Annotated in this window: 28 protein-coding genes and 1 pseudogene; 19 read left to right on the top strand and 10 right to left on the bottom strand. The window is 31.5% G+C overall.

All coding sequences use genetic code 11. From position 1 onward, the window contains the following. The first annotated feature begins 13 nt into the window (after window positions 1–13). The 3 genes from fsa (at window position 14) to CN946_RS20420 (ending at window position 2,191) form a co-directional block, all read left to right on the top strand. Window positions 14–679, top strand: a complete 666-nt coding sequence (fsa, locus tag CN946_RS20430; RefSeq protein ID WP_098862775.1) for a fructose-6-phosphate aldolase — start codon at window positions 14–16, stop codon at window positions 677–679. 116 nt (window positions 680–795) lie between these two features. Beyond that, window positions 796–1,854: a lactonase family protein gene (locus CN946_RS20425; protein WP_098862774.1), complete on the top strand. Its 1,059-nt coding sequence runs from the start codon at window positions 796–798 to the stop codon at window positions 1,852–1,854. Window positions 1,855–1,876: 22 nt separating this feature from the next. Next, complete coding sequence (locus tag CN946_RS20420; protein ID WP_098426108.1) at window positions 1,877–2,191, top strand: iron-sulfur cluster biosynthesis family protein; 315 nt, start codon at window positions 1,877–1,879, stop codon at window positions 2,189–2,191. Window positions 2,192–2,343: 152 nt separating this feature from the next. Here the strand turns inward: CN946_RS20420 and CN946_RS20415 are convergent. The 4 genes and pseudogenes from CN946_RS20415 to CN946_RS23905 all read right to left on the bottom strand — a co-directional run bounded on the left by CN946_RS20415 (window position 2,344) and on the right by CN946_RS23905 (window position 4,157). Then, a pseudogene (locus tag CN946_RS20415) lies at window positions 2,344–2,415 on the bottom strand. A gap of 135 nt (window positions 2,416–2,550) precedes the next feature. Next, entirely contained in the window at window positions 2,551–3,186 is a 636-nt protein-coding gene (locus tag CN946_RS20410) for an RNA ligase family protein (RefSeq protein ID WP_098862773.1), read from the bottom strand. Window positions 3,187–3,197: 11 nt separating this feature from the next. After that, window positions 3,198–3,608, bottom strand: coding sequence for an HD domain-containing protein (locus tag CN946_RS23910; protein WP_286134003.1), 411 nt, complete (start codon window positions 3,606–3,608; stop codon window positions 3,198–3,200). Window positions 3,609–3,611: 3 nt separating this feature from the next. Continuing rightward, complete coding sequence (locus CN946_RS23905) at window positions 3,612–4,157, bottom strand: ATP-binding protein (RefSeq protein ID WP_286134002.1); 546 nt, start codon at window positions 4,155–4,157, stop codon at window positions 3,612–3,614. A 329-nt stretch (window positions 4,158–4,486) separates the two neighbouring features. On the opposite strand from CN946_RS23905, the gene CN946_RS20400 reads away from it, so the two are divergent. From CN946_RS20400 to CN946_RS20390, 3 genes are all read left to right on the top strand, one after another. After that, a complete protein-coding gene (locus CN946_RS20400; RefSeq protein ID WP_098862772.1) occupies window positions 4,487–5,071 on the top strand; it encodes a hypothetical protein in 585 nt (194 codons plus the stop codon). Between the two features lie 263 nt (window positions 5,072–5,334). Further along, on the top strand, window positions 5,335–5,463 hold the full coding sequence (locus CN946_RS23900; protein ID WP_286134001.1) for a hypothetical protein: 129 nt from the start codon (window positions 5,335–5,337) through the stop codon (window positions 5,461–5,463). A 355-nt stretch (window positions 5,464–5,818) separates the two neighbouring features. Then, a complete protein-coding gene (locus CN946_RS20390) occupies window positions 5,819–6,172 on the top strand; it encodes a hypothetical protein (RefSeq protein WP_098862770.1) in 354 nt (117 codons plus the stop codon). Between the two features lie 83 nt (window positions 6,173–6,255). Here CN946_RS20390 and pssA read toward each other — a convergent pair whose 3' ends face one another. Then, window positions 6,256–6,747 carry a CDP-diacylglycerol--serine O-phosphatidyltransferase gene (gene pssA, locus CN946_RS20385; RefSeq protein ID WP_098862769.1) on the bottom strand — a complete coding sequence of 164 codons (492 nt, stop codon included), beginning with the start codon at window positions 6,745–6,747 and terminating at the stop codon, window positions 6,256–6,258. Between the two features lie 188 nt (window positions 6,748–6,935). On the opposite strand from pssA, the gene CN946_RS20380 reads away from it, so the two are divergent. From CN946_RS20380 to CN946_RS23895, 4 genes are all read left to right on the top strand, one after another. Continuing rightward, window positions 6,936–7,262 carry a hypothetical protein gene (locus tag CN946_RS20380; RefSeq protein WP_098862768.1) on the top strand — a complete coding sequence of 109 codons (327 nt, stop codon included), beginning with the start codon at window positions 6,936–6,938 and terminating at the stop codon, window positions 7,260–7,262. A 100-nt stretch (window positions 7,263–7,362) separates the two neighbouring features. Then, window positions 7,363–7,530: a hypothetical protein gene (locus tag CN946_RS23600; protein WP_156339587.1), complete on the top strand. Its 168-nt coding sequence runs from the start codon at window positions 7,363–7,365 to the stop codon at window positions 7,528–7,530. A 132-nt stretch (window positions 7,531–7,662) separates the two neighbouring features. Beyond that, window positions 7,663–7,962, top strand: coding sequence for a hypothetical protein (locus tag CN946_RS20375; RefSeq protein WP_098862767.1), 300 nt, complete (start codon window positions 7,663–7,665; stop codon window positions 7,960–7,962). 85 nt (window positions 7,963–8,047) lie between these two features. Continuing rightward, window positions 8,048–8,173: a DUF6440 family protein gene (locus tag CN946_RS23895; RefSeq protein WP_353616207.1), complete on the top strand. Its 126-nt coding sequence runs from the start codon at window positions 8,048–8,050 to the stop codon at window positions 8,171–8,173. Between the two features lie 155 nt (window positions 8,174–8,328). Here the strand turns inward: CN946_RS23895 and CN946_RS20365 are convergent, their stop codons facing one another. After that, on the bottom strand, window positions 8,329–8,910 hold the full coding sequence (locus tag CN946_RS20365) for a TetR/AcrR family transcriptional regulator C-terminal domain-containing protein (protein WP_098862766.1): 582 nt from the start codon (window positions 8,908–8,910) through the stop codon (window positions 8,329–8,331). 215 nt (window positions 8,911–9,125) lie between these two features. On the opposite strand from CN946_RS20365, the gene CN946_RS20360 reads away from it, so the two are divergent. Then, the gene (locus CN946_RS20360; RefSeq protein ID WP_286134000.1) at window positions 9,126–9,785 is read left to right on the top strand and encodes a class I SAM-dependent methyltransferase; all 660 of its coding nucleotides are present in this window, start codon (window positions 9,126–9,128) and stop codon (window positions 9,783–9,785) included. An 83-nt stretch (window positions 9,786–9,868) separates the two neighbouring features. Here the strand turns inward: CN946_RS20360 and CN946_RS20355 are convergent, their stop codons facing one another. Beyond that, a complete protein-coding gene (locus CN946_RS20355) occupies window positions 9,869–10,648 on the bottom strand; it encodes a nitroreductase family protein (RefSeq protein WP_098862764.1) in 780 nt (259 codons plus the stop codon). A gap of 380 nt (window positions 10,649–11,028) precedes the next feature. On the opposite strand from CN946_RS20355, the gene CN946_RS20350 reads away from it, so the two are divergent. Next, on the top strand, window positions 11,029–11,340 hold the full coding sequence (locus CN946_RS20350) for a hypothetical protein (RefSeq protein WP_098862763.1): 312 nt from the start codon (window positions 11,029–11,031) through the stop codon (window positions 11,338–11,340). An 84-nt stretch (window positions 11,341–11,424) separates the two neighbouring features. Here CN946_RS20350 and CN946_RS20345 read toward each other — a convergent pair whose 3' ends face one another. Next, entirely contained in the window at window positions 11,425–12,972 is a 1,548-nt protein-coding gene (locus CN946_RS20345) for a bifunctional GNAT family N-acetyltransferase/carbon-nitrogen hydrolase family protein (RefSeq protein WP_098862762.1), read from the bottom strand. 649 nt (window positions 12,973–13,621) lie between these two features. Between CN946_RS20345 and CN946_RS20340 the strand changes: the two genes are divergently transcribed. Then, on the top strand, window positions 13,622–14,071 hold the full coding sequence (locus CN946_RS20340) for a MarR family winged helix-turn-helix transcriptional regulator (protein ID WP_098862761.1): 450 nt from the start codon (window positions 13,622–13,624) through the stop codon (window positions 14,069–14,071). 107 nt (window positions 14,072–14,178) lie between these two features. Beyond that, window positions 14,179–14,925, top strand: coding sequence for an SDR family NAD(P)-dependent oxidoreductase (locus tag CN946_RS20335; protein ID WP_098862760.1), 747 nt, complete (start codon window positions 14,179–14,181; stop codon window positions 14,923–14,925). 32 nt (window positions 14,926–14,957) lie between these two features. Here CN946_RS20335 and CN946_RS20330 read toward each other — a convergent pair whose 3' ends face one another. Beyond that, the gene (locus CN946_RS20330) at window positions 14,958–16,067 is read right to left on the bottom strand and encodes an AbrB family transcriptional regulator (RefSeq protein ID WP_098862759.1); all 1,110 of its coding nucleotides are present in this window, start codon (window positions 16,065–16,067) and stop codon (window positions 14,958–14,960) included. A gap of 247 nt (window positions 16,068–16,314) precedes the next feature. On the opposite strand from CN946_RS20330, the gene gndA reads away from it, so the two are divergent. Next, window positions 16,315–17,721, top strand: coding sequence for an NADP-dependent phosphogluconate dehydrogenase (gene gndA / locus CN946_RS20325; protein WP_098862758.1), 1,407 nt, complete (start codon window positions 16,315–16,317; stop codon window positions 17,719–17,721). Window positions 17,722–17,796: 75 nt separating this feature from the next. Here the strand turns inward: gndA and zwf are convergent, their stop codons facing one another. Then, on the bottom strand, window positions 17,797–19,296 hold the full coding sequence (zwf, locus tag CN946_RS20320) for a glucose-6-phosphate dehydrogenase (protein WP_098862757.1): 1,500 nt from the start codon (window positions 19,294–19,296) through the stop codon (window positions 17,797–17,799). Between the two features lie 644 nt (window positions 19,297–19,940). On the opposite strand from zwf, the gene CN946_RS20315 reads away from it, so the two are divergent. From CN946_RS20315 to CN946_RS20300, 4 genes are all read left to right on the top strand, one after another. Next, window positions 19,941–21,197 carry a cation:dicarboxylate symporter family transporter gene (locus CN946_RS20315; protein ID WP_098862756.1) on the top strand — a complete coding sequence of 419 codons (1,257 nt, stop codon included), beginning with the start codon at window positions 19,941–19,943 and terminating at the stop codon, window positions 21,195–21,197. A 200-nt stretch (window positions 21,198–21,397) separates the two neighbouring features. Continuing rightward, a complete protein-coding gene (locus CN946_RS20310; RefSeq protein WP_098862755.1) occupies window positions 21,398–23,041 on the top strand; it encodes an AMP-binding protein in 1,644 nt (547 codons plus the stop codon). Window positions 23,042–23,185: 144 nt separating this feature from the next. Then, the gene (gene lepB, locus CN946_RS20305; RefSeq protein WP_286133999.1) at window positions 23,186–23,722 is read left to right on the top strand and encodes a signal peptidase I; all 537 of its coding nucleotides are present in this window, start codon (window positions 23,186–23,188) and stop codon (window positions 23,720–23,722) included. A gap of 515 nt (window positions 23,723–24,237) precedes the next feature. Next, the gene (locus CN946_RS20300; protein ID WP_098234579.1) at window positions 24,238–24,498 is read left to right on the top strand and encodes a metal-sensitive transcriptional regulator; all 261 of its coding nucleotides are present in this window, start codon (window positions 24,238–24,240) and stop codon (window positions 24,496–24,498) included. Window positions 24,499–24,540: the final 42 nt, after the last annotated feature.

Raw genomic sequence — 24,540 nt, 5'->3', positions numbered from 1 at the left:
GAGGAATTTAAAAATGAAATTTTTTATTGACACAGCTAATGTAGAAGACATCCAAAAAGCTTATAAAATGGGAGTTTTATCTGGAGTAACTACAAATCCATCTTTAGTAGCAAAAGAAGGAGTTAAATTCGAAGATCGCATCGAAGAAATTTTAAAATTAGTTCCTGAAGTAGAATCAGTTTCTGCTGAAGTAACGCCAAACGCAGTTTCTGCAGAAGAAATGATCGCTGAAGCTGACGAGCTTATTAAAATAAACGGTGGAGATAAAAATATTACAATTAAATTACCAATGACACTTGCTGGTTTAGAAGCTTGCCGCTACTTAACGAAAAAAGGTGTTAAAACAAACGTAACATTAATCTTTACTGTTAACCAAGCATTATTAGCAGCTAGAGCAGGTGCTACTTATGTATCTCCATTCTTAGGTCGTTTAGACGATATTTCTGAAGACGGCGTATTATTAGTTGCTAAAATTGCTGAACTATTCCGAGTTCATAATTTGGACGCTCAAATCATTGCTGCGTCAGTTCGTCACCCAGACCATGTTACTCGTGTAGCATTAGCTGGAGCTCATATCGCAACAATTCCTTACAGTGTAATTGAGCAATTATCTAAACACCCATTAACAGATCAAGGTATTGAAAAATTTGCTGCTGACTGGGCAAAAACTTCATTATAATCTGTAACAAACTTTAAATCTAATAAGTATAAAGCCCCCATCTTCATTGAAACTCATTTTGTATCTATGAAATGGGGGTATTTACATAAAAACAAGGAATAGAGGAGGAAATAGGAATGAATTCGAATCAGAAATTTGTTGGTTATGTAGGTACATATACAAAAAGTGAAAGTAAAGGTATTTATCAATTTACGCTTGATACAGAAAAAGAAAGAATAACCGATGTTAAACTGGTTGCTGAATTAGGAAATCCAACTTATTTAGCAATTAGTGAAGACAATAAGAATCTATATGCAGTTGTAAAAGAAGGAAACTTAGGTGGGATTGCTGTTTATGCGATTGATGAAAACAGTGGAGAGCTTAAAAAATTAAATGAACAGCTTAATGAAGGCGCTTCACCTTGTCATATTAGTGTTGACTCAGCTAAGCAAAATATTGTTACAGCAAATTATCATAAAGGTACAATTGAATTATATAAAATCAATCAAGAAAATGGTTTTGCTAGTGATGTTAAATCGATTATGCAACATGAAGGAACAGGTCCGAATAAAGAACGTCAGGAAAAACCTCATGCCCATTTTTCTGGTTATACATTAAATGAAAAATATGTTGTTGCAATTGATTTAGGAATCGATCAATTAATTACATATAAAATTGAAAACAATTCTTTAATTGAAGTAACCAGTCTATCGGTAAAACCTGGAAGTGGGCCACGTCATATTACATTCCATCCGAATGGAAAGTTTGCTTATATTATGACGGAGCTAAGTTCAGAAGTAATTGCGCTACAATTAAATGAAGATGGAAGCTTTACAGATTTACAATATATTTCTACAATCCCTAGCGATTTTACTGAAAACAATCAAGGAAGTGCCATCCATATTTCAAAAGACGGTCAATTCGTATATGCGGGAAATCGTGGTCATAATAGTATCGCAGTATTTAGTGTAAATCAAGATACTGGAAAGATTGAATTAGTAGAAATTACTTCAAGTGAGGGTAATTGGCCAAGAGATTTCGTTTTAGATCCATCTGAGAACTACTTAGTTGGTTCAAATGAAATGTCAGGAAATCTAGTTTTATATGCAAGAAATAAAACTACTGGAAAATTAACAGTGCTTCAATCAGACGTACAAGTACCTGAAGCAGTATGTGTGAAATTTTTAAACGTTTAATCTAAATTAGGAGACTTTTAAAATGGATTTTAAAATAACTGATGCAGCCAAAGAAATACTTGGCGCAGTAGATCAAAATAAAATACTTCAATTAGAATTTGACCGTGGAAGCTGTGATGTCGTTAATAACATTTATGAGATAAAAGTTATTAATAAAAGAGAATGTGGTCCTAATGAAAAAATGATAATTGGAGACCAGTTTGAATTTATGGTAAATAAAAATTTTGAAGATGTATACGAAGATCAACTAGTGATCGATTATGTTGATGGATCATTTGTTTTCAAAAATCGAAATCAAATTTTTAATAATCGAATCGGTTTAACTTATATTAAATAGGTTTAATATCAATTCCTTTTACATAAGAATTTTTGTTTTTTGTATGATTACAAGAGAAGATTTTTTTGGAGATGCGATTCTTTGATGGATTAGCGTCTCTTTTTTGTAGAAAAGAAGAAGAGTGGTACTTGCAAATATAAAATCGTTTATGTTGGTGTAATGGCTGGGAGTCGAACCCATTCCTTCCAATTTATATGGATGTTCTACCGTTAAACTACATTTACATATATTAATTAAATCTTTATCGTTGAATACTTATGGCATACAGCATATATTTTAATAAAATTAACATATTACATTGTTCTCATTCCTTTCAATAAAATTTAAATTAGGGTATTTATAGTTAAAAATAATTTCTTTTATTCTTGTTTTAGTCGATTTGCTTTAATCTGTTTGATCATCCAATGTTTGTCTGTTTGCACATGGTTTTCTCGAACAAACTTTGCAACCGAGTGTTTAAAATCATTGTATTGAAATCCATCAGTTAATCGTATAACGTATCCTTCTTGTTCTCCGCCTAAATTTGAATTTTTTGTATAGCAAGCTTTTATAGCTTCTTCATTAAAGACACCATTGTATAAAACCGGTGCCGTTTTTAGACCTAATAATTTGGACCATCTAATCGTATCTTCCCACGATAGGCATTTATTTTGTTCGTCCCATATCGAAAAGACATAAAAATAACTATCTAGTCCCTCATAAAGTATCGAATGCATTGCAAATACATTTTCCCCACAAACTCGCCAATGTTCGGGGATTTTGTAACCAATCGTAGCTTGTAGCATTTTAACCCAATGTCTGGATGGATGGTCTAGGCTATCAGTGGATCTTGCGTGTATCGCATCTCGATAAATCGAGCAATTTTCACCATCTATTTTTTCAGTTACAACAACTTCTTTTCCAATAAAATGGTCAATATTATGAAGTGTTTTATCATCAGAAGTTTTAGATTCAGACCAAGGTAAATGAAATGTCTTTGGATACTTAATTTTCATATTCAAACACCTCACTTCGCAAACGTATCTGCTTCACGAAAGAAATAAAGTTTTGCGAGTAATTCATCCCCAAGTAAATGATAAATTTCAGTTGTTCCTTCGTTACCACCGTAGTTAATTAACATGTGCATTTCGATCATCCCAACTACAGCTTGAGTAAATTCATCTTCAAACCTTAGTTCCGTTAAAAAATGAAATGCAATTTGTGAAGAAACTTTTTCATGACCAAAGTATGAATAATACCCTTTAGTAACCTTATACGTCTTACAAAATACCTTCCCAACATCATGAAACAGAGCTGCCATTTGCAGAATTAGTTTATCTTTCTCTTCGTACATTTCATTAATGTACTCAATGAGTCCATATGTGTGTTGACATAGCGTCAATGAATGAAACGGATTCTCTTGGTCGAAATCCCTCATAGCTTAAAAAAACGGTACTTTATTGAGCTTCTCGAATAACTCTGCGTATGAAACTTCGCTTACTAATAGATTTGTTAATTCTTCTTTCGTCATTTCATATGAAAATGGCTCATGAATTGAATGGATGACATCCCAACCTTCATTTTTTAAAGGGAAATCAAGGTTCTTCCGCATCTTAACAAGAATTCGATCTTCTACTACCCGCTTTCTCTTGTTATTACGGTCTACACAAACCTCATAAGGTACATCCATGTAATAGCACTCTTTGTAAACATCTACGAATTTATTTAATGCTTTCATACGTCTCTCACGTTCAATATTTGTAGCATCAATGAGAACACTTTTCCCTTCAGCAAGTAAACAATTGGCTCTTTTGTATAATTCCATATACAAAAGATTCGTCCTCTTTTGCTTATTTACATTAAAGAATAGTGTTTGACGTAACTCATCAGTGGATAAAATAATGGCTTTTTCTTTCTTGGCGATTTGTTTAGCCATTTCACTTTTCCCACTACCAGGAATTCCAATCATATAAATCAATTTTTGCATTTTACCCTCCTTTATCTAATAGGCAGATAAATAAGGAATTACGATTTGATGGAGTGAAAGTTCGAATCGAACAATTCCACACTTTATATTATATATTCGAATGAAAGCTTCTGATAGCAAAATTTCCATTAATTTGAACGATTTACCATATTTCGGGATGATTTAATTTGTAGGATTTAGTGAAAAACCTATATTAATATCTTGTTTTAAGGGAAAAGAAGAGATGAATAAATAAAGGTAAAAGCAGGAAATAACCCAATTGACGGCAAATTTTGTGTGATGGATAATTAAAAAGAATAGCAGCAAAACATAGTTAATGGAGGTCCTTTGTGTTTAATAAGAAAATAAAGTTCACATTATTGTTTTTATTGTGTTTTGCCTTCATCAGTTACAAATTCCTTAAGCCTACTTTACAGATGAACGGAAACAATCAAAAAAATATCCTAGCTACAATCCATTCAGTAACCAATGGGGAAAAATCTATTGATATTATTAAAATTTTTGATATTGAAAATGATCGATATGTAGCCTATTTGCAAAATGATACTCCGTCGTACATTCACTTTAAAAAAGACAAAATTGGAAACTATAGATTTCTAAATGCTGAATACGGATCCAACTATGAAAGTGACATAAATATTGAAAATAAACTAGATTCAAATTTACAAGACTTTGCTTTGCCTATCAAATATAAAGATGAAAAGCCCTTACCTTTGAAAATATTAGTCATCACAAATCATTTTAATACTGTCTCTAAATTAAGCGTTCGCCTTGTGAATGCTACTGGGAGCACTGAAAAAGTTGAAATAAAAGTTGGTAAACCGAGCGCTAAAATCATTACAATGTACAAAGCATCAAATGCATTTAGTTTAGAAAATCGGTATTTTGATGAACATGGAAAACAGATTGATTAATTAATAGGTAAAATTGATGAAAGGAGTAGATTAATATCTCTTATAACCACGTATTATTAGAAATTTATTGTTTACATAGTATTGAAAATGAAAAAAATTCAATAATTCCGGGATTTTGTAAACAAGTTAAAAAACCAGGTTTTCATTGTATCGAAAATAATTGTCAACATCGAGGCTTAACATATGTTCCGAATGAGATTGCCTATACTGATGAAAAGGGTTTAGTTTCGGATGTTAATTCACATATAGGTTTTGGTGGAGAGATGAAGCCAGAACATGCTAGTGAAGAAAAAATAAAAGTGCTTAAAACATTGTGGAGTGAGATTTGTAAAAAGAAAATAGATGAAGCATACGAAGAATATATGGAAAAGAGTGGGCTAAAAAGTAAGTAACTCATCCATTAATTAGTGGATGTAAAATTTGAAACTACTAAATAGATGAAATAGTTGAATAGTGACTGTCAGTCTGTAGTCAAAGTTCCAAGGATTTTCAGACTTGTTCAAAGCAATTGTCTTTCGAGGTGCGAAGTTATGTTAGGTAACAAGCACTGCGCAGGCAGATAAAGAAACGAAACGATCATTTGATGCGCAGACTATAGAGTCACAATAGTGACTCTAATTTTTATTTGAATTGCTTTTTCCTAGAAGTAGTAGGATACGGGATTAATTGGATAGTTTGTGATATGATTTAAAATATTAACATACACTCTAGTGATGTATATTTTTAAACACTTTAGGGGATGGAGAAATGAAATTTGAGATGCAAAAAGCGAATATGTTGGCTGAAGATATAAATGATTTTGTCAAATTAGTACATAATAGTTATGAAAATAGTAAATACACATCTACTAATAATAAAGATAAAATATATCAAATAAAACTATTAATTGAAGAATTTAGATTCCAAGTATTGGCAGATGAGCTATTCAGAATTAATCGTTTCGCATGGGATGGAAAATATACATATTTATTGATCGAGAACTTTATAAAAGGAATAAACATTATTGATGAATACGTGGAAAATAATTATAATGAACTTTATATTTTCACAGCAAAACTCTACACTTTAAAAAATGCAATCATTTCATTTAATAATAAGTAATGTTATGCGACAAAAATATTTCAATAAAAATTTAAAATGCTATTTCCTCTTCAGAAGGTAATAGCATTTTAGATTGAAGTTTGTTAAAGCTTTTTAAATTTAATTGGACTTACCATTAAGAAAGCAAGAATTAAAGTAATCCATGCATTACTATAAAAAAACATTCCCATACCAGCTAAAGGTAAACCAGCGGCAGGGATAGGCAAGCCCTTAAAATATCCTATGGTTGGTTTAGCACTAAATTTTGCTAATCTTAATGCCCCCATCGTAGGAAAAAGGATAAATGCTAGTGAGGTTAAGATTGATGGTGCCGAAATGGAATGAAATAAAAGCGCAGGGGCAACGCCGAAACTAACAATATCCGCTAAAGAATCTAGCTCTACACCGAATTCGCTATTCACTTTTAGCTTCCTAGCCACTCTTCCGTCAAGAAGATCAAAAATAGCAGCGATAAAAATAAAAATTGAGGATAACATTATTAAACCACTCATATTAAGCGTAATTGATAGAACACCACAAACTAAATTTCCAATTGTAAGTAAATTGGGTATAGATTTTACCACCTGACTAAACAAAGTATCCCCCCTGAACATTAAAAACCTTTCAATAGTATTTTCTAACTATTTACACTTTATTCTTAATCTTCCATAGTATTAAATTTATCAAGTTTGTAAAATTAAAAAAGGGGAAAAATACCAAATATCGAATAATAATTACATAGGAACAAGTTAAAAAAAGATTAAAAGATTATTGGAGGCATTAAATGAAGGCATTATCTGTTTCACTTGGACTAATACTAGAAGTGATTAGAATCATATTGATCTTTGGGTTACTTGGTGCTTTATTTTCAACTGTTGTATCAGAAATATATAATGAACTTGGTGTGAATCTTACTCATACTGGATGGTGGTGTTATTTTGGTATACTTGTATTACTATTTGTCATGTATCGAAATAAAATACAATTCAGTGGATGGTATAATGGAAAAGGAAGGGAGAAATTAACTAAAATAGTCACTAATTTATTAATTTCTTGCTCAATCATTATGATATTAATACCTGGAATAATCGAATTAATTCATAGGTTTTAAAATAGTTAATATAGTAGTATTATAAATGAACTTTAACAACAAGATCGACGTTTAGTCGATTTTTATTTTGCCTTTACAATTGATGATAGGAGTGATTGAAATGACACTATTTGGCTATCTATTTTGGGGGTTTATAGTTGTAGCAATTGCATTTGGTTTCTTTATGCAAAAAAAGTTCGGAACAAAAGCGCCAGATAAAACAGAAAGTCAAAAATTACATGAAGAAATTACGAGACAGACACATAATAATGATCGACCAAGATTTTAAATCACGTGTGTGGTTAATGAATTGAAAAAAGACTAACATATCGAATTAATTCTAATCAATTTCCGAATGAAGTTATAGCTTGAAAAAGTTTATATAAAAGAAAGTAGTACTTTACCAAGAAAGGAAAATAACATGAAAAAGATTGATGAATACTTTGAAACAGCGTTGGAAGCTTGGAGCATGATGCAAAAAACGACGGATGATGAAGGAGCAGAATGGGCAGAAAGATTCGAACGCTACTTCTATGAATTTATTGATGAAATGAAGAAATGGTGGGAAACGCTTGATCCAAAACCAACAAAGATAGAAGATGCTGAAGAACTACCTGAAGTTAAAAAATGGATGGAGCAAATTCCAGGTCCAGTCCAAATAAATTTTTTAACTGAATTAGAAGATCTATTGGATGGTTTTGATACAGTACGGTTTGATTAAGGAGGATTACATATGTCCAAAAAGGATTTGGATAATAGATTTAATGTGATCTATAAAGAAGCTAAAATGATGTCTGGCGTAAAAAATAATTGAAGATAAAGAGACAGGAATACAATATTTATTTAGTTGGGATGGGTATGCAGGAGGCCTTACCCCACTATTGGATAAGGACGGGAAACCAGTTGTAAAGGAAATGAATAAAACCGAATAGGAGCTGATTAGGATTCAGCTCTTTTTCATTTCAAGGAAGTGCATATTAGTTTAGAAACCAACGTTTTCAAAGAAAGTTAACGCATAAAATTTGGCGTAAATTCTAAATACTTATTTCAAAAAGTCACATCGAAAGGTAGATGTGACTTTTTTTATTTATTCAGTATGTAATCCGGTAAATATTACCCTTAATCCATATAGAAATTGTTCTTCAAAATCAAAACTATAATGATACTGTTCACCAAAAAATGATGTAAATGCAGTTACTTCTTCGGGAGTGTATGTGAACTGTTTTGCACGATGTTCATCTGCTACAAATGATAATACATAATTGTTAAAAAGGTTACCAGCAACTAGACAGTTTTGATCAGATACACCGTATTTAGTTAAATTTTCTAAAGTGAATTTTACTGCCTTTAATCTACTTGGTGTAGTTGGCATTGATTGCGCAAAAACTTCTACTGCATCTCGTGTCTTTAATAAAACTCTTCGCACTTCAAATGCTAGTGCTGTTAAAGCTTCTTTGGCATCATCTAATTCTTCAGGTAGGACAATTTCATTATTTAGGTGCTCAGCAATTAAATCATATAAAGCCTGTTTATCTTTAATATGCCAATATAAGGATGCGGCTTTGATCTCAAGTTCCTTTGCCAAAGTGCGCATCGATAAATTACTTATTCCATCACGATTTAAAATATCAAGTGATGCTTTTACTATTGCTTCTTTCGTTATCGCCATAAAATCTCTCCAAAAATTTAATAATTGTCATTGACTCTAACGGTGTTAGGTGTTAATCTAACGATGTTAGATAACTAACGTTGTTAGACGTTTGTGTTCTCTTATTGTACTAGAAATATAAACTACTTTAAAGTTCAAACAAATTACCTACTAGCTAATTCAAATAAATTTAAATAAAAAGGCTTACATTAAAAAGAGATAGGGTGGATATGATGATGAAAAATATGCGTAAGAAAAAAGATGTTGGTATTTATGGGTATACAGCAAAATGGTATGATAAAAATTCACGAAAAAGTCGTCTAACACAAATGCAAGAATATGCAACCGAAATTAAATCTTTAATTCATGAAGGTGCAAGGATTTTAGAAATTGCTCCTGGACCAGGATATCTATCAATTGAGCTTGCAAAGATGGGGTTTGATGTTACAGGAGTAGAGTTAAGTCCAGATTTTGTTAACATCGAAAAAAATAATGCAAAGGAAGCAAATGTTTTAGTAGATTTTAAAGAAGGTAATGCATCAAATCTACCTTGTGATGATAACACATTTGATTTTATTGTTTGCAGTGCAGCATTTAAGAACTTTATGGACCCAGTAAAAGCACTATCAGAAATGTATAGGGTATTAAAACCAGGTGGAACATCACTTATAATCGATATGAATTTTAATGCAACTGCGCAAGATATTGAAGGTGAAATTAGAAAAACTGGAATGAAGGGGTTTGATAAGTATTTTGTAAAATTTGCCTTTAAAACTTTCTTGAAAAAAGGTGCTTATACAAAAGAAAATTTTGAGATGTTTTTAAATGAAACTGAATTTAAGAATTATCACATTAAGCAAGAGGATATTAGTTTATATGTGTATCTTTATAAATGAGAAGAATAACTATTAATCTATAAAATAATAAAAATATAAAAAGTCGATTCCCCTATGGAAATCGACTTTTTTATTCTTAATAATCATTTATTATTCATGAAATTTTGTTTCTCTAAATATTCAAGAACTGTTTGAGAATATTCATGATGAGATTCTTGTGTATACTTTGCAATCGTATAAATTTGAGCTAAATTCTTTAATCCTAGTCGTTCTGTCATTTCTTTAAGCTTTGGAACGTCCATGTAACGTTGCCAGCCTTTTTCATTTCTTTCTTTATAGATTTCCAGAATATCTTCATCAGAATAATCATTATATTGTTCATAATGAACTAGACCTTGTCTTGGAAGTCGGTCACGTAATGCAGGATTTTCTTTAGGATAGCCTAATGAATATCCTACAACTGGTACGACATTTGGTGGTAAGTTAAGAATTTCTCCAATTTGATTACAATTTGCAAGTGTAGAGCCCATATAACATAGACCAAGACCAGCATTCTCTGCTGCTAATGCACAGTTTTGAGATGCCAATGTAGCATCAATAGCACCAATCATAAAGCTCATGAAATTATCAAAATGTACAGGTGCATCATTAAGCGTAAGCCATTTTCTCATTCGATTAAAATCCACACAAAAAGTTAAAAGAATAGGTGCATCAATAACCATTGATTGCTCCATATGAGCAGAATATAATTTCTTTCTAATTTCTTTGTCTTTTGTGACAATAATCGAATAAGATTGCATATTGCCACTTGATGACGCACGAATACCTGCATCTAATATTTGATCTAACAGTTCTTGACTAATTTCCTTATCCTCATATTCTCGAATTGATCTGTGCCCATGTAATACATCGTTAAATTCCAAAACTTTCACTCCTCATATCAAAAAGATTTCATTATAAATAATAAGAAATATACAAAATTTCGACATAAAATATAAATTTGTAATTATTTCTGAATAATCAAATTATAATGTAAACATATCATAAAAAAACGTAATCGTACATAAATTTGTACTTTTTATAAATTTTTAGTAAAAATTACTCAGTTTAACATTTTTTTAGAATAGTAGAAGTTTGTGTCGGTGTCTAAATATGTCAAAATATTATTGGTAAGTAGATTAAGGCTTAATAGAATGTTTTATGAGAAAATCTATTAAATTAAATATAAAATAGATGAATCTAAAAAAATGGTAAAATATAGTAATAGATGAATCTAAAATTAGGTAGACAAAGGGGGAGGAAAGTGAAAAATTTAATCTCGGGAAGTATTACACTCGTTATCTTGATTATGGCACCTTTTGGATTTTCTAATGTAATAGGTTCCACTTGGACCGATTGGCTTTTTGTTAGTTCGTTGTTCATTACAGCAATAATCGCTTTTTTTAATACTAGCGGAGATGGCTTGATTGGAAGATTAGATAAATCAACAGTACAAGGAAAAACAGGTATCAAAGCAAGAATAGATAATGAATCAGAAGCTTTTAAAAGTTCATTTTCTTTGTATGTTTCGTCTATCTTTACAATCGGAAGCCTATTTCTAACATATATAAATTGAGTTTAAAAAAAATAAATTAAGCTCAGCCTACTTTTTTAGACTGAGCTTAATTCTTTAATATTAATTTTTTATCAATCAAATTCTTTATTCTAACTTTAAATTCTTAAATTCAATTCGATACAAATCACGACGTCGATCGCGTAATTGTCGGACTGATCCTGTATTTCGTGAACGTCTTAATTTTTCAAGGTCAACATCTCCGACTACGACAGTATCAACATTTGCATCACATTCACCAACAATACCATCTCTTGCAAAGCCAAAATCAGAAGGGGAGAAAATACCAGATTGTGCATATTGAATGTCCATGTTCTCTACATGTGTTAAGTTCCCAACTGTTCCTGCGATACAAGTATATACTTGGTTTTCAATCGCTCTCGCTTGAGCGCAATAACGAACACGAAGATAACCTTGGCGATCATCCGTACAAAATGGAACGAAAATGATATTTGCTCCTTGATCAACTGCAATCCGGGCAAGTTCCGGAAACTCGATATCATAGCATATTTGAATAGCGATTTTTCCACAATCGGTGTCAAACACATGAATTTCGTTACCTTCTGAAATTCCCCACCACTTTCTCTCATTAGGAGTTGCGTGTATTTTTAATTGTTTCTCAATCGTACCATCGCGTCTAAATAGATAAGCAACATTGTAGATATTACCATCTTCCTCAACGAAGTGAGATCCCCCAACAATATTGACATTGTAGCGTACAGCAAGTTCAGTAAAAAGTTCGATGTATTGCTCGGTATAAGTTGCAAGTCTACGAACAGCCTGATCAGGGCGTTTTTCTTCTAGAAAAGACATTAATTGTGTTGTAAACAACTCTGGGAAAACAGCAAAATCCGAACCAAAATCAGCGGCGACATCAACATAATACTCGATTTGCTTCGTAAAATCAGAGAATGAATCGATTTTTTTCATCATGTATTGTATTGCGCAAATTCTAACTGGAAATGAAGCACGATAAACTCGTTTAGATTTTGGAAGATAGTCAATATTACTCCATTCCATCAAAGTGGCAAATGAATCTGATGCTTTATCATCCGGAAGGTAACGTGTATTAATCCGTTTAATTGTAAAACCTTCCATTAATTGGAATGATAAAACCGGGTCATATATACTATGCTTTTCTACTGCTGCTACGTATTCACGAGGTGACATTTCTTCTCTATGTTTATGATAATTTGGGATTCGACCACCAATGATAATGCTTTGAAGGTTTAATTGTCGAGCCAATTCTTTTCGCGCTTCGTAAAGACGATGGCCAATTTTCATACGACGGTATTCGGGATCAACCATAACTTCAATTCCATATAAATTAAATCCATTCGGATCATGATTTGTAATATAACCATTATCAGTGATGACGTTCCAAGTATGCTGATCATCATATTCATCGAAGTCAACCATTAAACTTGAACAAGAACCAATAATTTTATCTTCATACTCTACACAAAACTGGCCTTCAGGAAAAATACGAATATGACTTTCTAATTGTTCCCGTTTCCATCCCTCCATGCCAGGAAAACAACGGTTTGATAACTTCATAATTTCACTAATATCTTCCATCCGTATATTGCGAACTTCAATTTTCTTCTCATATTTTGACATATCTGTCTCTGACATAATCTCACGTCCTAAATATAAATATCTCGCTTACTAAGGGACCATAAAAAAACTGTATATGGATTTGTAATTCACACATTTAGGTTACCCATAATTTACCTTTTAATATGATATAATTTACGAGTTTTATATTAATAATTCAATTGGCATCAGAGTTGGTTTTATTCTGGCTTTTGAGGATCTAGTCTGAACGAAAGTGACAATAAAATGTAGTTACTCATTTCTTATTCATGAGTAAGAAATATAAGCAAAAATATGAATTGTAATTACTCATAAGGAGTTCATGAGTAAGTAAAAAAAGAAAAAGGTGAAATGTAGTTACTCATAGGGGTTCATAAGTAAGTAAAAAGTAAAAAGGTGAAATGTAGTTCCTCATAAAGGGTTCATGAGTAAGTAAAAAAAGAAAAAGGTGAAATGTAGTTACTCATAGGGGTTCATAAGTAAGTAAAAATGTAAAAAGGTGAAATGTAGTTCCTCATAAAGGGGTCATGAGTAAGTAATTAGAACTAATAATATTATTATGTAAACTAAATTAATTGAGGTTTAAAAAATTATTAAATCAATGAACCCATACACGGACATTGACTACTTCTAAAAAATGCTTTAAAATTATCTTTAATTCAAGATAGTTGAAAGGGGTAGATATGAATTGAAACAAAATGAAATTTCAACTAATTCGCTCCAATTATATTCTGAAATTTGTAAAGCAAATCGAGTTTTGACTGATGCTTCTATTAATAATATTAAATGTTTTGGTTTGAATTTGACTGAGTTTGCAGTCTTAGAATTGCTTTACCATAAAGGAGATCAGCCAATTCAACAAATTGGAAAAAGGATATTAATCTCAAGCGGAAATATGACGTATGTATTAGATAAATTAGAGGCTAGGCGATATATTAAACGCATTCATTGTCCAAAAGATCGACGAGTTATTTATGCAGCTTTGACTGAAGAGGGTAGAAGAGTAATTAGCTGCATTTTTCCAGGTCATAGCGAAATGATTCATAACTTATTTTCTGAACTAAACACAGCTGAAAAAGATATGTTGATCTATTTATTAAAAAAGATTGGATTAAGCAAAAATCAACCTCAATGTTGAGATAAATTAATTCGAACTAAAACGAATTAAAAGCTGTCAATTGGCGGCTTTTTTTGTTAAGGCTGGAAATAATAATAATAGACTAATTGTAAGAAGAGGTTAAAAATATGGAAGAAAAGTTTAAAGGGAAATCAATTATTATTACAGGTGGTGCGAATGGAATTGGAGAGGGTATTGCACTTGCATTTGGGAAATTAGGTGCAATTGTTTTTATAGCAGATGTTAATGAACAAAAAGGTCATAAAGTTGTAAAGAAAATTGAGGAAAATGGTGGAAAAGCAATATTCCATAAGACTGATGTTAGTATAGAAGAAGACATCTTAAATCTTATTCGCACTGTCATTGATAAAATTGGTAAACTTGATATTTTAATTAATAATGCAGGAATTTCCGCTTTTAAGCCATTTTTAAGTTTATCAACAGATGAATGGGATCAAGTAATAAATACTAATTTGAGAAGCGTTTTTATTTCATCAAGAGAAGCTGCTAAAGTGATGAATAATGGTGGAAGAATAATAAATATGGCATCAACAAGGGCGATTATGTCGGAGCCAAATTCAGAAGCTTATGCAGCATCAAAAGGTGGAATTGTATCAATTACCCATTCGTTAGCTGCTTCGCTTCAGCCAAATGGTATAACTGTAAACTGCATTAGCCCTGGATGGATTCAAGTTGATCAGAATGAAGAATTAAAAGAAACTGATCATCTTCAACATTGGTCGAATCGGGTAGGTAAGCCTGAAGATATCGCCAAAGCTTGTATTTATTTAGCTGATCCAGAAAATAACTTTATTAATGGTCAAAATATCATAATTGATGGTGGAATGACTAGAAAAATGATCTATGAAGAGTAGAAAAGCAAGAAAAGTAAATTTCCTTGCTTTTTTTATTCATTACTAATTCGCTTTACCTTACTTTCTTGTATCCTTGCTCTAAAAATATATCTTAATAAATATGGTACTACAATAAAGATAAATAGTGTTCTAAATAGTTGATAACACATAATGACAGTTAGATCTGCGTCTACTTCTTTTGCGATTAATGCCATTTGATCCATTCCACCGGGGGCTAAACTTAGTAAGGCACTGATATGATCAATGGTGTGAATATGTGTTAAAAATATACTAGATAATAGCGAAAATGTTAATAAAACGACTCCACTTAAAACTGAAACTAGAACTATTTTTAATTTGTTATTTAAATTTTCTGGTTTCAATAATAAGCCTATATAACTTCCCATCATTAGCTGTGAGCAATCCAAAATAACTGATGGTAAAGGAGGTCCATGTAATCCAGATAAATTAAGGATAATGGTAGCGATCATTGGACCTAGAAGTAATGCTGTTGGAAAATTTATTTTCTTCCCTAAAATTCCAAGTAGTGTACAGAAAATAGCAAAAATAATGATGTTTGGAAATAAGCCATGCCAGCTTGCTGAAGTGTGGTGAATGGCTTCTGAAATCGAACTTTTATGTACATTAAAAAATGGACTGAAAATTAATAATGGGACCATAAAAATAATCATCATAAGCCTGGAAATTTGTAAGAACGTGACAATAGTAAAGTCAATATCTTTAATCTCTTCTGCAAGAGCAATCATTTGACTTAGTCCACCTGGAATACTACCTAATAAAACAGTTGGATAATGTATTTTAAATACTTTCGAAATTATGATCGAAATTGTAATTGTAAAAAGGATGAGTAGAAAGGTCATCAAAATCATAGAAGTTAATTGATGTCCGATTTGAATAAACGTTGAAGATGTAAAAGATAGCCCAATTGTGTAGCCGATTATGATCATGGCTGTATCTCGAATTTTACTTGGCCAATACAATTTTATCCCTTTAATTTTAGAAAGTATAAGTACAAAAAACATCGGTCCAAGGAGCCAAGGTATCGGCAGTTTAATCAATTGAAATATAAATCCACCAATAATTGCAATAATTACAGTAAATAAAAGCTGAGTCCATTTATTATCGTTGTAATTTATTATCATCGTTTCACTTCTTTTCAAATTATAAAATTTTAATGTTTAGATCATGTTTACATTTATTCATCGCGCTTGTTATGTTAATATCATTATTGACCTTAAGTTTATGGTATGCAAGGATTTTGCTCGGTTAGTCATTAGAATATTTAACAGGATAGCAAACTAATCGGAGGATATATTAAGGATAGTAAATCTTTTACAATTTTTAATTTTGAAAACCCTTGCAAATTTTAATTAGAAAGGACTAATTGAATTGGCTAAACAACAAATAGGCGTAATTGGTTTAGCAGTAATGGGAAAAAACCTAGCTTTAAATATTGAAAGTAGAGGTTTTTCAATTTCTGTATATAACCGATCAGTTGAAAAAACAGAAGAATTTTTAAAAGAAGCAGAAGGTAAAAATGTAGTTGGAACATTTTCAATTGAAGAATTTGTAAATTCTCTTGAAACACCTAGAAAAATTTTAATAATGGTAAAAGCAGGTGCCCCAACTGATTCTACAATTGAAATGTTATTACCTCATCTTGATCAGGGTGATATTTTAATTGATGGTGGAAATACATACTATAAAGACACTCAAAGACGAAACAAAATGCTATCTGATAGCGGAATTCATTTTATTGGCACAGGTGTTTCAGGTGGAGAAGAGGGAGCTTTAAAAGGACCTTCAATTATGCCTGGTGGACAAAAAGAAGCATTTGAACTAGTAAAACCTATTTTTGAAGCGATTGCTGCAAAAGTAAATAATGAGCCTTGTACAACATATATTGGCCCAGATGGTGCTGGTCATTACGTAAAAATGGTTCATAATGGAATTGAATATGGTGATATGCAATTAATCTCAGAAGCTTACTTTTTATTAAAAAATGTACTTGGCTTAACTGCTGACGAATTACACCATGTATTTAGTGATTGGAATAAGGGTGAGCTTGATAGCTATTTAATTGAAATTACAGCCGATATCTTTACTAAAACAGACGAAGAAACAGGTAAACCACTTGTAGATGTTATTTTAGATAAAGCAGGACAAAAAGGTACAGGAAAATGGACTAGTCAAAGCACGCTAGATTTAGGCGTACCTACTTCTATTATTACTGAGTCTGTATTTGCACGTTTTATTTCTGCAATGAAGGATGAAAGAGTAAAAGCAAGTAAATTATTATCTGGTCCATCAACTAGTACATATAATGGTGATAAAGAGCAACTTATTGAAGATGTGCGTAAAGCTCTTTATATGAGTAAAATTTGTTCATATGCTCAAGGATTTGCTCAATTAAGAGCTGCATCTGATGAGTATAAATGGGATTTACAATATGGTGATATTGCAATGATTTTCAGAGGTGGATGTATTATTCGAGCGGCTTTCTTACAAAAGATTAAAGAGGCTTACGATCTAGATGCTAATCTTTCTAACTTATTACTTGATCCATATTTCAAAGAAATCGTTGAAAGTTATCAAGGTGCTTTACGAAAAATTAGCGTAGTAGCAATTGAAGCTGGTGTACCAATTCCATGTTTCTCTGCTGCATTAGCTTATTTTGATAGCTATCGTACAGAAACACTTCCTGCAAATTTAATTCAAGCACAAAGAGATTATTTTGGTGCACATACTTATGAACGAATTGATAAAGAAGGTAAGTTCCATACTCAGTGGACATAAATTTGTTTTCGTAACATAAAAAAGTTACCCCCTCGAAATGATGAGGGGGTAACTTTTTATTTATATAAATCGTTTTTAATTTTCATTTAATCGATCAGTAACAGGCCACCATTTATGACCATCAACTGTCAATAAAGTATCAGCTTCGTTTGGACCCATTGAACCAGAACTATAATTTGTAAGTGGTGCTAAATTATTGTCCCAAGCTTTTGAGATGACATCAACAAAGCTCCAAGAATATTTTACTTCATCCCAATGTGTAAAGTTTGTTCCATCACCTAACATACAATCATAAATTAATCGCTCGTATGCTTCTGGTGTATTAATACAATCAACGCAATTATTATTAAATGTTAATTGAATTGGCTTTGTGTAGCCTTCATCTGAACCAGATCTTTTTGCATTTAATTGCAATGTAATTCCTTCATCTGGTTGAATATGTATAATTAATAAATTTGGAGACATTGTCTCTTTTGTATTGTAATAAAGATTCATTGGTATATCTGAGAACTGAACAATAATTTTAGTAGATTTCGTCGCCATTCTTTTTCCAGTTCGAATATAGAATGGTACACCAGCCCATCTAAAATTATCGATAAAAAGTTTGCCCGCTACAAACGTTTCAGTTTGAGACTCAGGTGCTACATTGTTCTCATTTCTATAAGCTGGTACTTCTTCACCATTAATTACACCAGCATCATATTGTCCGCGAACAAAGTAATCTTTTACTTCGTTTTCATCAATTTTACGAAGAGCTTTAAATACTTTAACTTTTTCACTACGAATTTCTTCAGTTGTTAATTTAATCGGAGGCTCCATAGCAAGTAGTGCCGCCATTTGAAGCATATGATTCTGAACCATATCTTTTAAAGCTCCCGAATTCTCATAGTATTTTCCACGGTCTTCAACACCAAGAATTTCACTAGAAGTAATTTGGATATTTGAAATAAATCGATTATTCCAAAGTGGTTCAAACATAGCATTCGCAAAACGGATTACTTCAATATTTTGAACCATTTCTTTACCTAAGTAATGATCGATACGGTAGATTTGATCTTCAGAAAATGCTTCTCGAATTTCATCATTCAATTCAATTGCACTCGGTAAATCATGTCCAAATGGTTTTTCGATTACAATTCGACTCCAACCTTCTGTATCAGCCAATCCATTATGTTTTAACTGCTTAGCAATTGTTCCGAAAAATTCAGGTGCCATTGCAAGGAAAAAAACACGGTTACCAGGAATTACATAATGATTATCCAAGTTTGTTAATAAATTTCCTAATTCTATATATGAAGACGGTTCTAATACTTCAAATTGATGGTAATAAAAATGAGATAAAAAGCTTTCAATCTCAGTTTCAGATGAAGCAATAGTTTTAATTGATTTTTTTACAGTTTCACGAAACTCATCATTTGACCAAGGTCTTCTACCTACACCTACAACCGCAAAGCCTTCATCAATTTTTTGACTTAAAAATAATCTATATATTGAAATAAAAAGCTTTCTTTTTGCTAGGTCTCCTGTTGCTCCAAAAATGACTATAACTGCTTTTGGGTTTACTTTAGTTTTCAATTAATTTACCTCACTTCTTAAACATAAATTACTAACTTATTTTAGTAATAATCAATGCTGATTATACAAAATATGTAAAATCCCTTTCAAAAAAAATATTTTGAAAGCATTTTCATTAATTATTAAAAAATAAATTAAATTTCCAAATTATTCATCTTATATCATAAACAAAACGAACAGATTCGTAAATAAGAGTCTTGATAATATTTAACTTTTTTCTTCTTATTCCTTGTAAACAAAGGGGTTTTAAATGAAATGGATTTTGCAACTTTTTTCTTATTAAAACTAGAAACATGTAATTATTTGGTTAAAAATTAAAAAACAATTAAAAAAAAGCGAGGAGAATTTGTCAAAATCTCAGTTTTTTAGTAGAATTGTAATGTAACTTAATCGAAATTTGGAAAATATAGTAAAATTGAAATCGTAATGATTTCTGTTATACTGTTTTTATAACTTTTTTTGATTGTAAATTCTGAATATAATCAAAAAGTAAATTATGGAAATGATGGGTAATTTATGAGAGTTCCATCGATATCTTAATAAGCCAAGTAGTGCTTAAACCATTTAAAAAAATTTAAATGGTTTTGTTATTTTTAGTAAATTAAAAAACTTGGCAAAATTCTACTACAAGGGGGACTTTTATTATGAAAAAAATTGGCTTAGCTTGGCAAATATTAATTGGTCTTGTTATCGGGATCATTGTAGGCGCAATTTTTTATGGAAATCCTAAGGTTGCTGACTATTTACAACCAATTGGAGACATCTTTTTACGTCTGATTAAAATGATTGTAATACCAATCGTTGTTTCAAGTATAATTGTAGGTGTTGCAAGTGTTGGTGACACAAAAAAACTTGGCCGTTTAGGCGGAAAAACGATTCTGTACTTTGAGATTATTACAACAGTTGCAATTTTAATCGGTTTACTAGTAGCGAATATCGTTAAACCAGGCGCTGGTGTAGATATGAGTATTCTTCACAAAACTGATATCAATACTTATGTTGAAACAGCAAAAGAAGTAAAGAGTCATGGGTTTGCAGATACATTTGTAAATATCGTACCGCCAAATATTTTTTCAGCTTTTGTTGAAGGAAATATGTTAGCAATTATCTTTTTCTCAGTACTGTTTGGTCTTGGGATTACAGCGGTAGGAGAAAGAGGAAAGCCTGTATTAGCATTTTTCCAAGGAACAGCTGATACAATGTTTTACATTACAAATCAAATTATGAAATTTGCTCCATTTGGTGTTTTCGCATTAATCGGTGTAACAGTTTCAAAGTTTGGATTAGAATCTTTAATTCCATTAGGAAAATTAGTCATAACTGTTTATCTAACGATGGCATTCTTTATCGTTGTAGTATTAGGTTTAGTAGCTAAAATGGTAGGAGTTAATATATTTAAGTTCATTAAATTAATTAAAGATGAACTGATCTTAGCATATTCTACTGCGAGTTCTGAAACAGTTTTACCTAAAATTATGGAAAAAGTAGAAAAATTCGGAGTACCAAAATCAATTTCTTCATTCGTTATTCCGACTGGTTATTCATTCAATCTTGATGGATCAACTTTATATCAAGCACTAGCAGCAATTTTTATCGCTCAAATGTATGGTATTCATTTATCAATCACTGATCAAATTTCACTAATGTTAGTTCTAATGGTCACTTCAAAAGGTATCGCAGGTGTACCAGGCGTATCGTTTGTTGTATTATTAGCAACATTAGGTACAGCAGGAATTCCAGTTGAAGGTTTAGCATTTATTGCAGGAATTGACCGTATTCTAGATATGGCTAGAACTGCAGTAAACGTAGTAGGTAACTCTTTAGCAGCAGTTGTAATTGCTAAATGGGAACGCGCATTTAAACCAGAAGTGGTGAAGAATGATAATAACGTTGCTATGTAACGTATAAAAGATATTTTAACTCTCAAATAAATTAACTAAAAACAGCAGCCACAAGGAAAAAGAAATTCCTTGTGGCTTTTCTATTTTTACAAAAGTTTTTTTAAAGGGAAAAGTCCAAAAACATAGAATATTCTTAATTGTATTTAATTTGAGTTCTAATAACGCGTCCTTTTGGAAGGGAACCAATTAAGGAGGATAAGATGACAAATTTACTAGATATTACGATAGGGAAACTATTAGAAGAAAAAGCGAAATTACATCCTACTCATGAGGCTGTTGTCTATGCGGATAGAGGTTTAAGGATGAATTACGAACAATTTGAAAACCACTGTAGAGAAATAGCAAAAGGTTTGATGAGTCTTAGAATTCAAAAAGGTGATCATATTGCAATATGGTCTTCAAATACACCTGAATGGCTTACTTCACAATTTGCAACTGGCAAAATGGGTGGAGTTCTTGTTACAGTAAACACAAATTATCGTACAGCAGAGCTAGAATATTTGTTAAAGCAATCTGATTCAACAACTATTATTTTAATGGATCAGTATAAAGATTCTTCATATATTGAAATGCTTTATGAAATTATACCTGAATTAGAGGATGCTGTTCCTGGAGAACTTCATTGCAGTCGACTGCCATTTTTACGGAATGTAATCGTTCTTGGTGAGAAGAAATACCCTGGAACATTCTCCTGGGATGAGCTTATTTCCATGGCTAAAAATACATCAGACGTAGAGTTGGATAAGCGAATTGCAACAATGAGTCCATATGATGTTATAAACATGCAATATACATCTGGAACGACTGGTTTCCCAAAAGGTGTAATGCTTACACACTCAAATATCGTCAATAATGGGTTTAATATTGCGAATTGTATGGAATTAACAAAGGCAGATCGTTTATGCATACCCGTTCCATTTTTCCATTGCTTTGGATGTGTTTTAGGCACCATGGCTTGTGTTACTGTTGGAGCAACGATGGTACCTGTACAAGACTTCAGTCCAAAAAGAGTACTTCAAACTGTACAAGATGAAAAATGTACTGGATTACATGGAGTTCCTACAATGTTTATCGCAGAATTAAATGAACTTGATTTTTCTAAATATGATTTATCAACATTACGAACTGGAATTATGGCGGGTTCAAACTGTCCAATTGAAGTTATGAAGGCAGTTATCGAAAAAATGGGAATAAGAGAGATTACAATTGCATATGGCCAAACGGAGTCTTCTCCAGTTATCACACAAACTAGAACGAATGATCCAATTGAGGTACGAGTTGAAACAGTTGGTAAGGCATTACCAAATGTTGAAGTGAAAATAGTTGAACCAGGCACTTCTAATGAAGTACCACGTGGAGTACAAGGTGAACTTTGTACTAGAGGATATCATGTAATGAAAGGCTATTACAAAAATGAAGAAGCTACTCATATTGCAATTGATGAAGATGGATGGTTACATACTGGAGATTTAGCAATCATGGATGAGAATGGCTATTGCAAAGTTACAGGTAGGCTCAAAGACATGATTATCCGTGGTGGGGAAAATATTTACCCTCGTGAAATTGAAGAATTTTTATATACTCACCCAGATGTGTTAGATGTTCAAGTTGTTGGAGTACCTGATGATGTGTATGGGGAAGAAGTAATGGCTTGCATTATTCTTAAAGAAGGAATAAAAATTACACCAGAGGATATTCGAATGTACTGTAAAGGAAAAATCTCAAAACATAAAATTCCTCGATATATAGAATTTGTTAAAGAGTATCCTATGACTGCCTCAGGGAAAATTCAGAAATTCCGACTTAGAGACCAAGCAGTAGAAACTGCTTCAAAACAAGTTTAATTCTTCTGATTTAATCATTGAAGAAATAGCAAAGTGAAACAGAAAGCTTTGCTATTTTTTCATTAAATATTTGCAGGGAATATTCAAACAATTAATCGTATTATGGTAAAATGTGGAGACAAAAAATTTAAAGGGGATACAAATTTGAAAATACGAAAAAAGGAATCTTCATGGCAAACTTTTAAAATAATAGTCTATTCTTTTACAATCGCATTAATTGTTAAGATTTTTATTTTGTCACCCTTTATTGTTCAAGGTGCTTCGATGCAACCGACTCTACATAATCATGATTATTTGTTTGTTAACAAAGCCTCATTTCATATTTCATCAATAAATAGAGGCGAAGTAGTCATTATAAAAAAACAAAATGACCCCAAGTATTATGTTAAAAGAATCATTGGTTTGCCAAGTGACAACGTTAATTTAACGAATGGGCTCCTATATATTAATGGAAAACATATAACTGAAAACTATTTAAATAATCATTTAAAAAATGTCTATAAAGAATATCTTCAATTTAATCAAGTTAAAGTACCTAGCGGGTCATATTTAGTAATGGGTGATAGTCGACTAAATAGTAAAGATAGCAGAAATGGTTTAGGGTATATTAAGCAGTCTGAAATAGTAGGCAAAGTTGAAGGAGTTTTTTTCCCTTTTGATCGAGCAAGAATAATACACTAAAAGAAAAAGTAAAATGGATTAAATAGGGATAATAGAAATTGAAAAAGGTTTTTCATTAAAATTTCATTTTCATTATATAAAGTAAAAAAGTAACAAAATTGAAACTTACAGGTATTTTAAGCTTTATTTAAGGAAATAAATCTTAAATATAAGAATAAATTAATCAAAACTGAAAGTAGGAATATATAATGAAAAAAAGTGAAGAGCTTATATTGGAGGAAGAAATTACTCAAATTAAGAAGAATAATTGGTTATTAATGATTGTAGCGATCATCACGATACCTTTTTTAGTAATAAATATGTAATGAAGTAAAGCCTGGAATAGTTAGATGCCAGGCTTTTATGCTGTTTAAAAAGAAATTGACTATTAAATAAGTAATTTCGTGTTGTTTATGCCACTAATCTTCTTTTTCTAGTAATCTAAAATGGACGCAATTTAATTGACTTCATACCTATCTGGGTATATAGTTCAATTTAACTAATGTAAAAATTTTACTTAGAAAGGAAAGATTTCTATGTCTTATGATGATCAAATAAAAAATAGAGTAAAACGAATTGAAGGGCAGCTTAGAGGCATTTTAAAAATGATGGATGAGGATAAAGGATGTAAAGATGTTATCACTCAATTATCAGCAGTAAGAGCGGCAATGGATCGTACAATTGGAGTGATCGTAAGTACAAATCTAATTGAATGTGTAAGACTAGCTGATGAAAATGGAGAAAGTGCAGAAGAGCTTGTAAAAGAAGCAGTTAACTTATTAGTAAAAAGTAGATAAAAAACATTTGTAAAACTTATCACTGGCCAAAATATTTCTGAA

This window comes from Bacillus sp. AFS053548 (assembly GCF_002575105.1).
GTDB lineage: Bacteria > Bacillota > Bacilli > Bacillales > Bacillaceae_G > Gottfriedia.
Note: the sequence above shows the minus strand (reverse complement) of the source record. Positions and strands in the feature narration are given on the sequence as shown.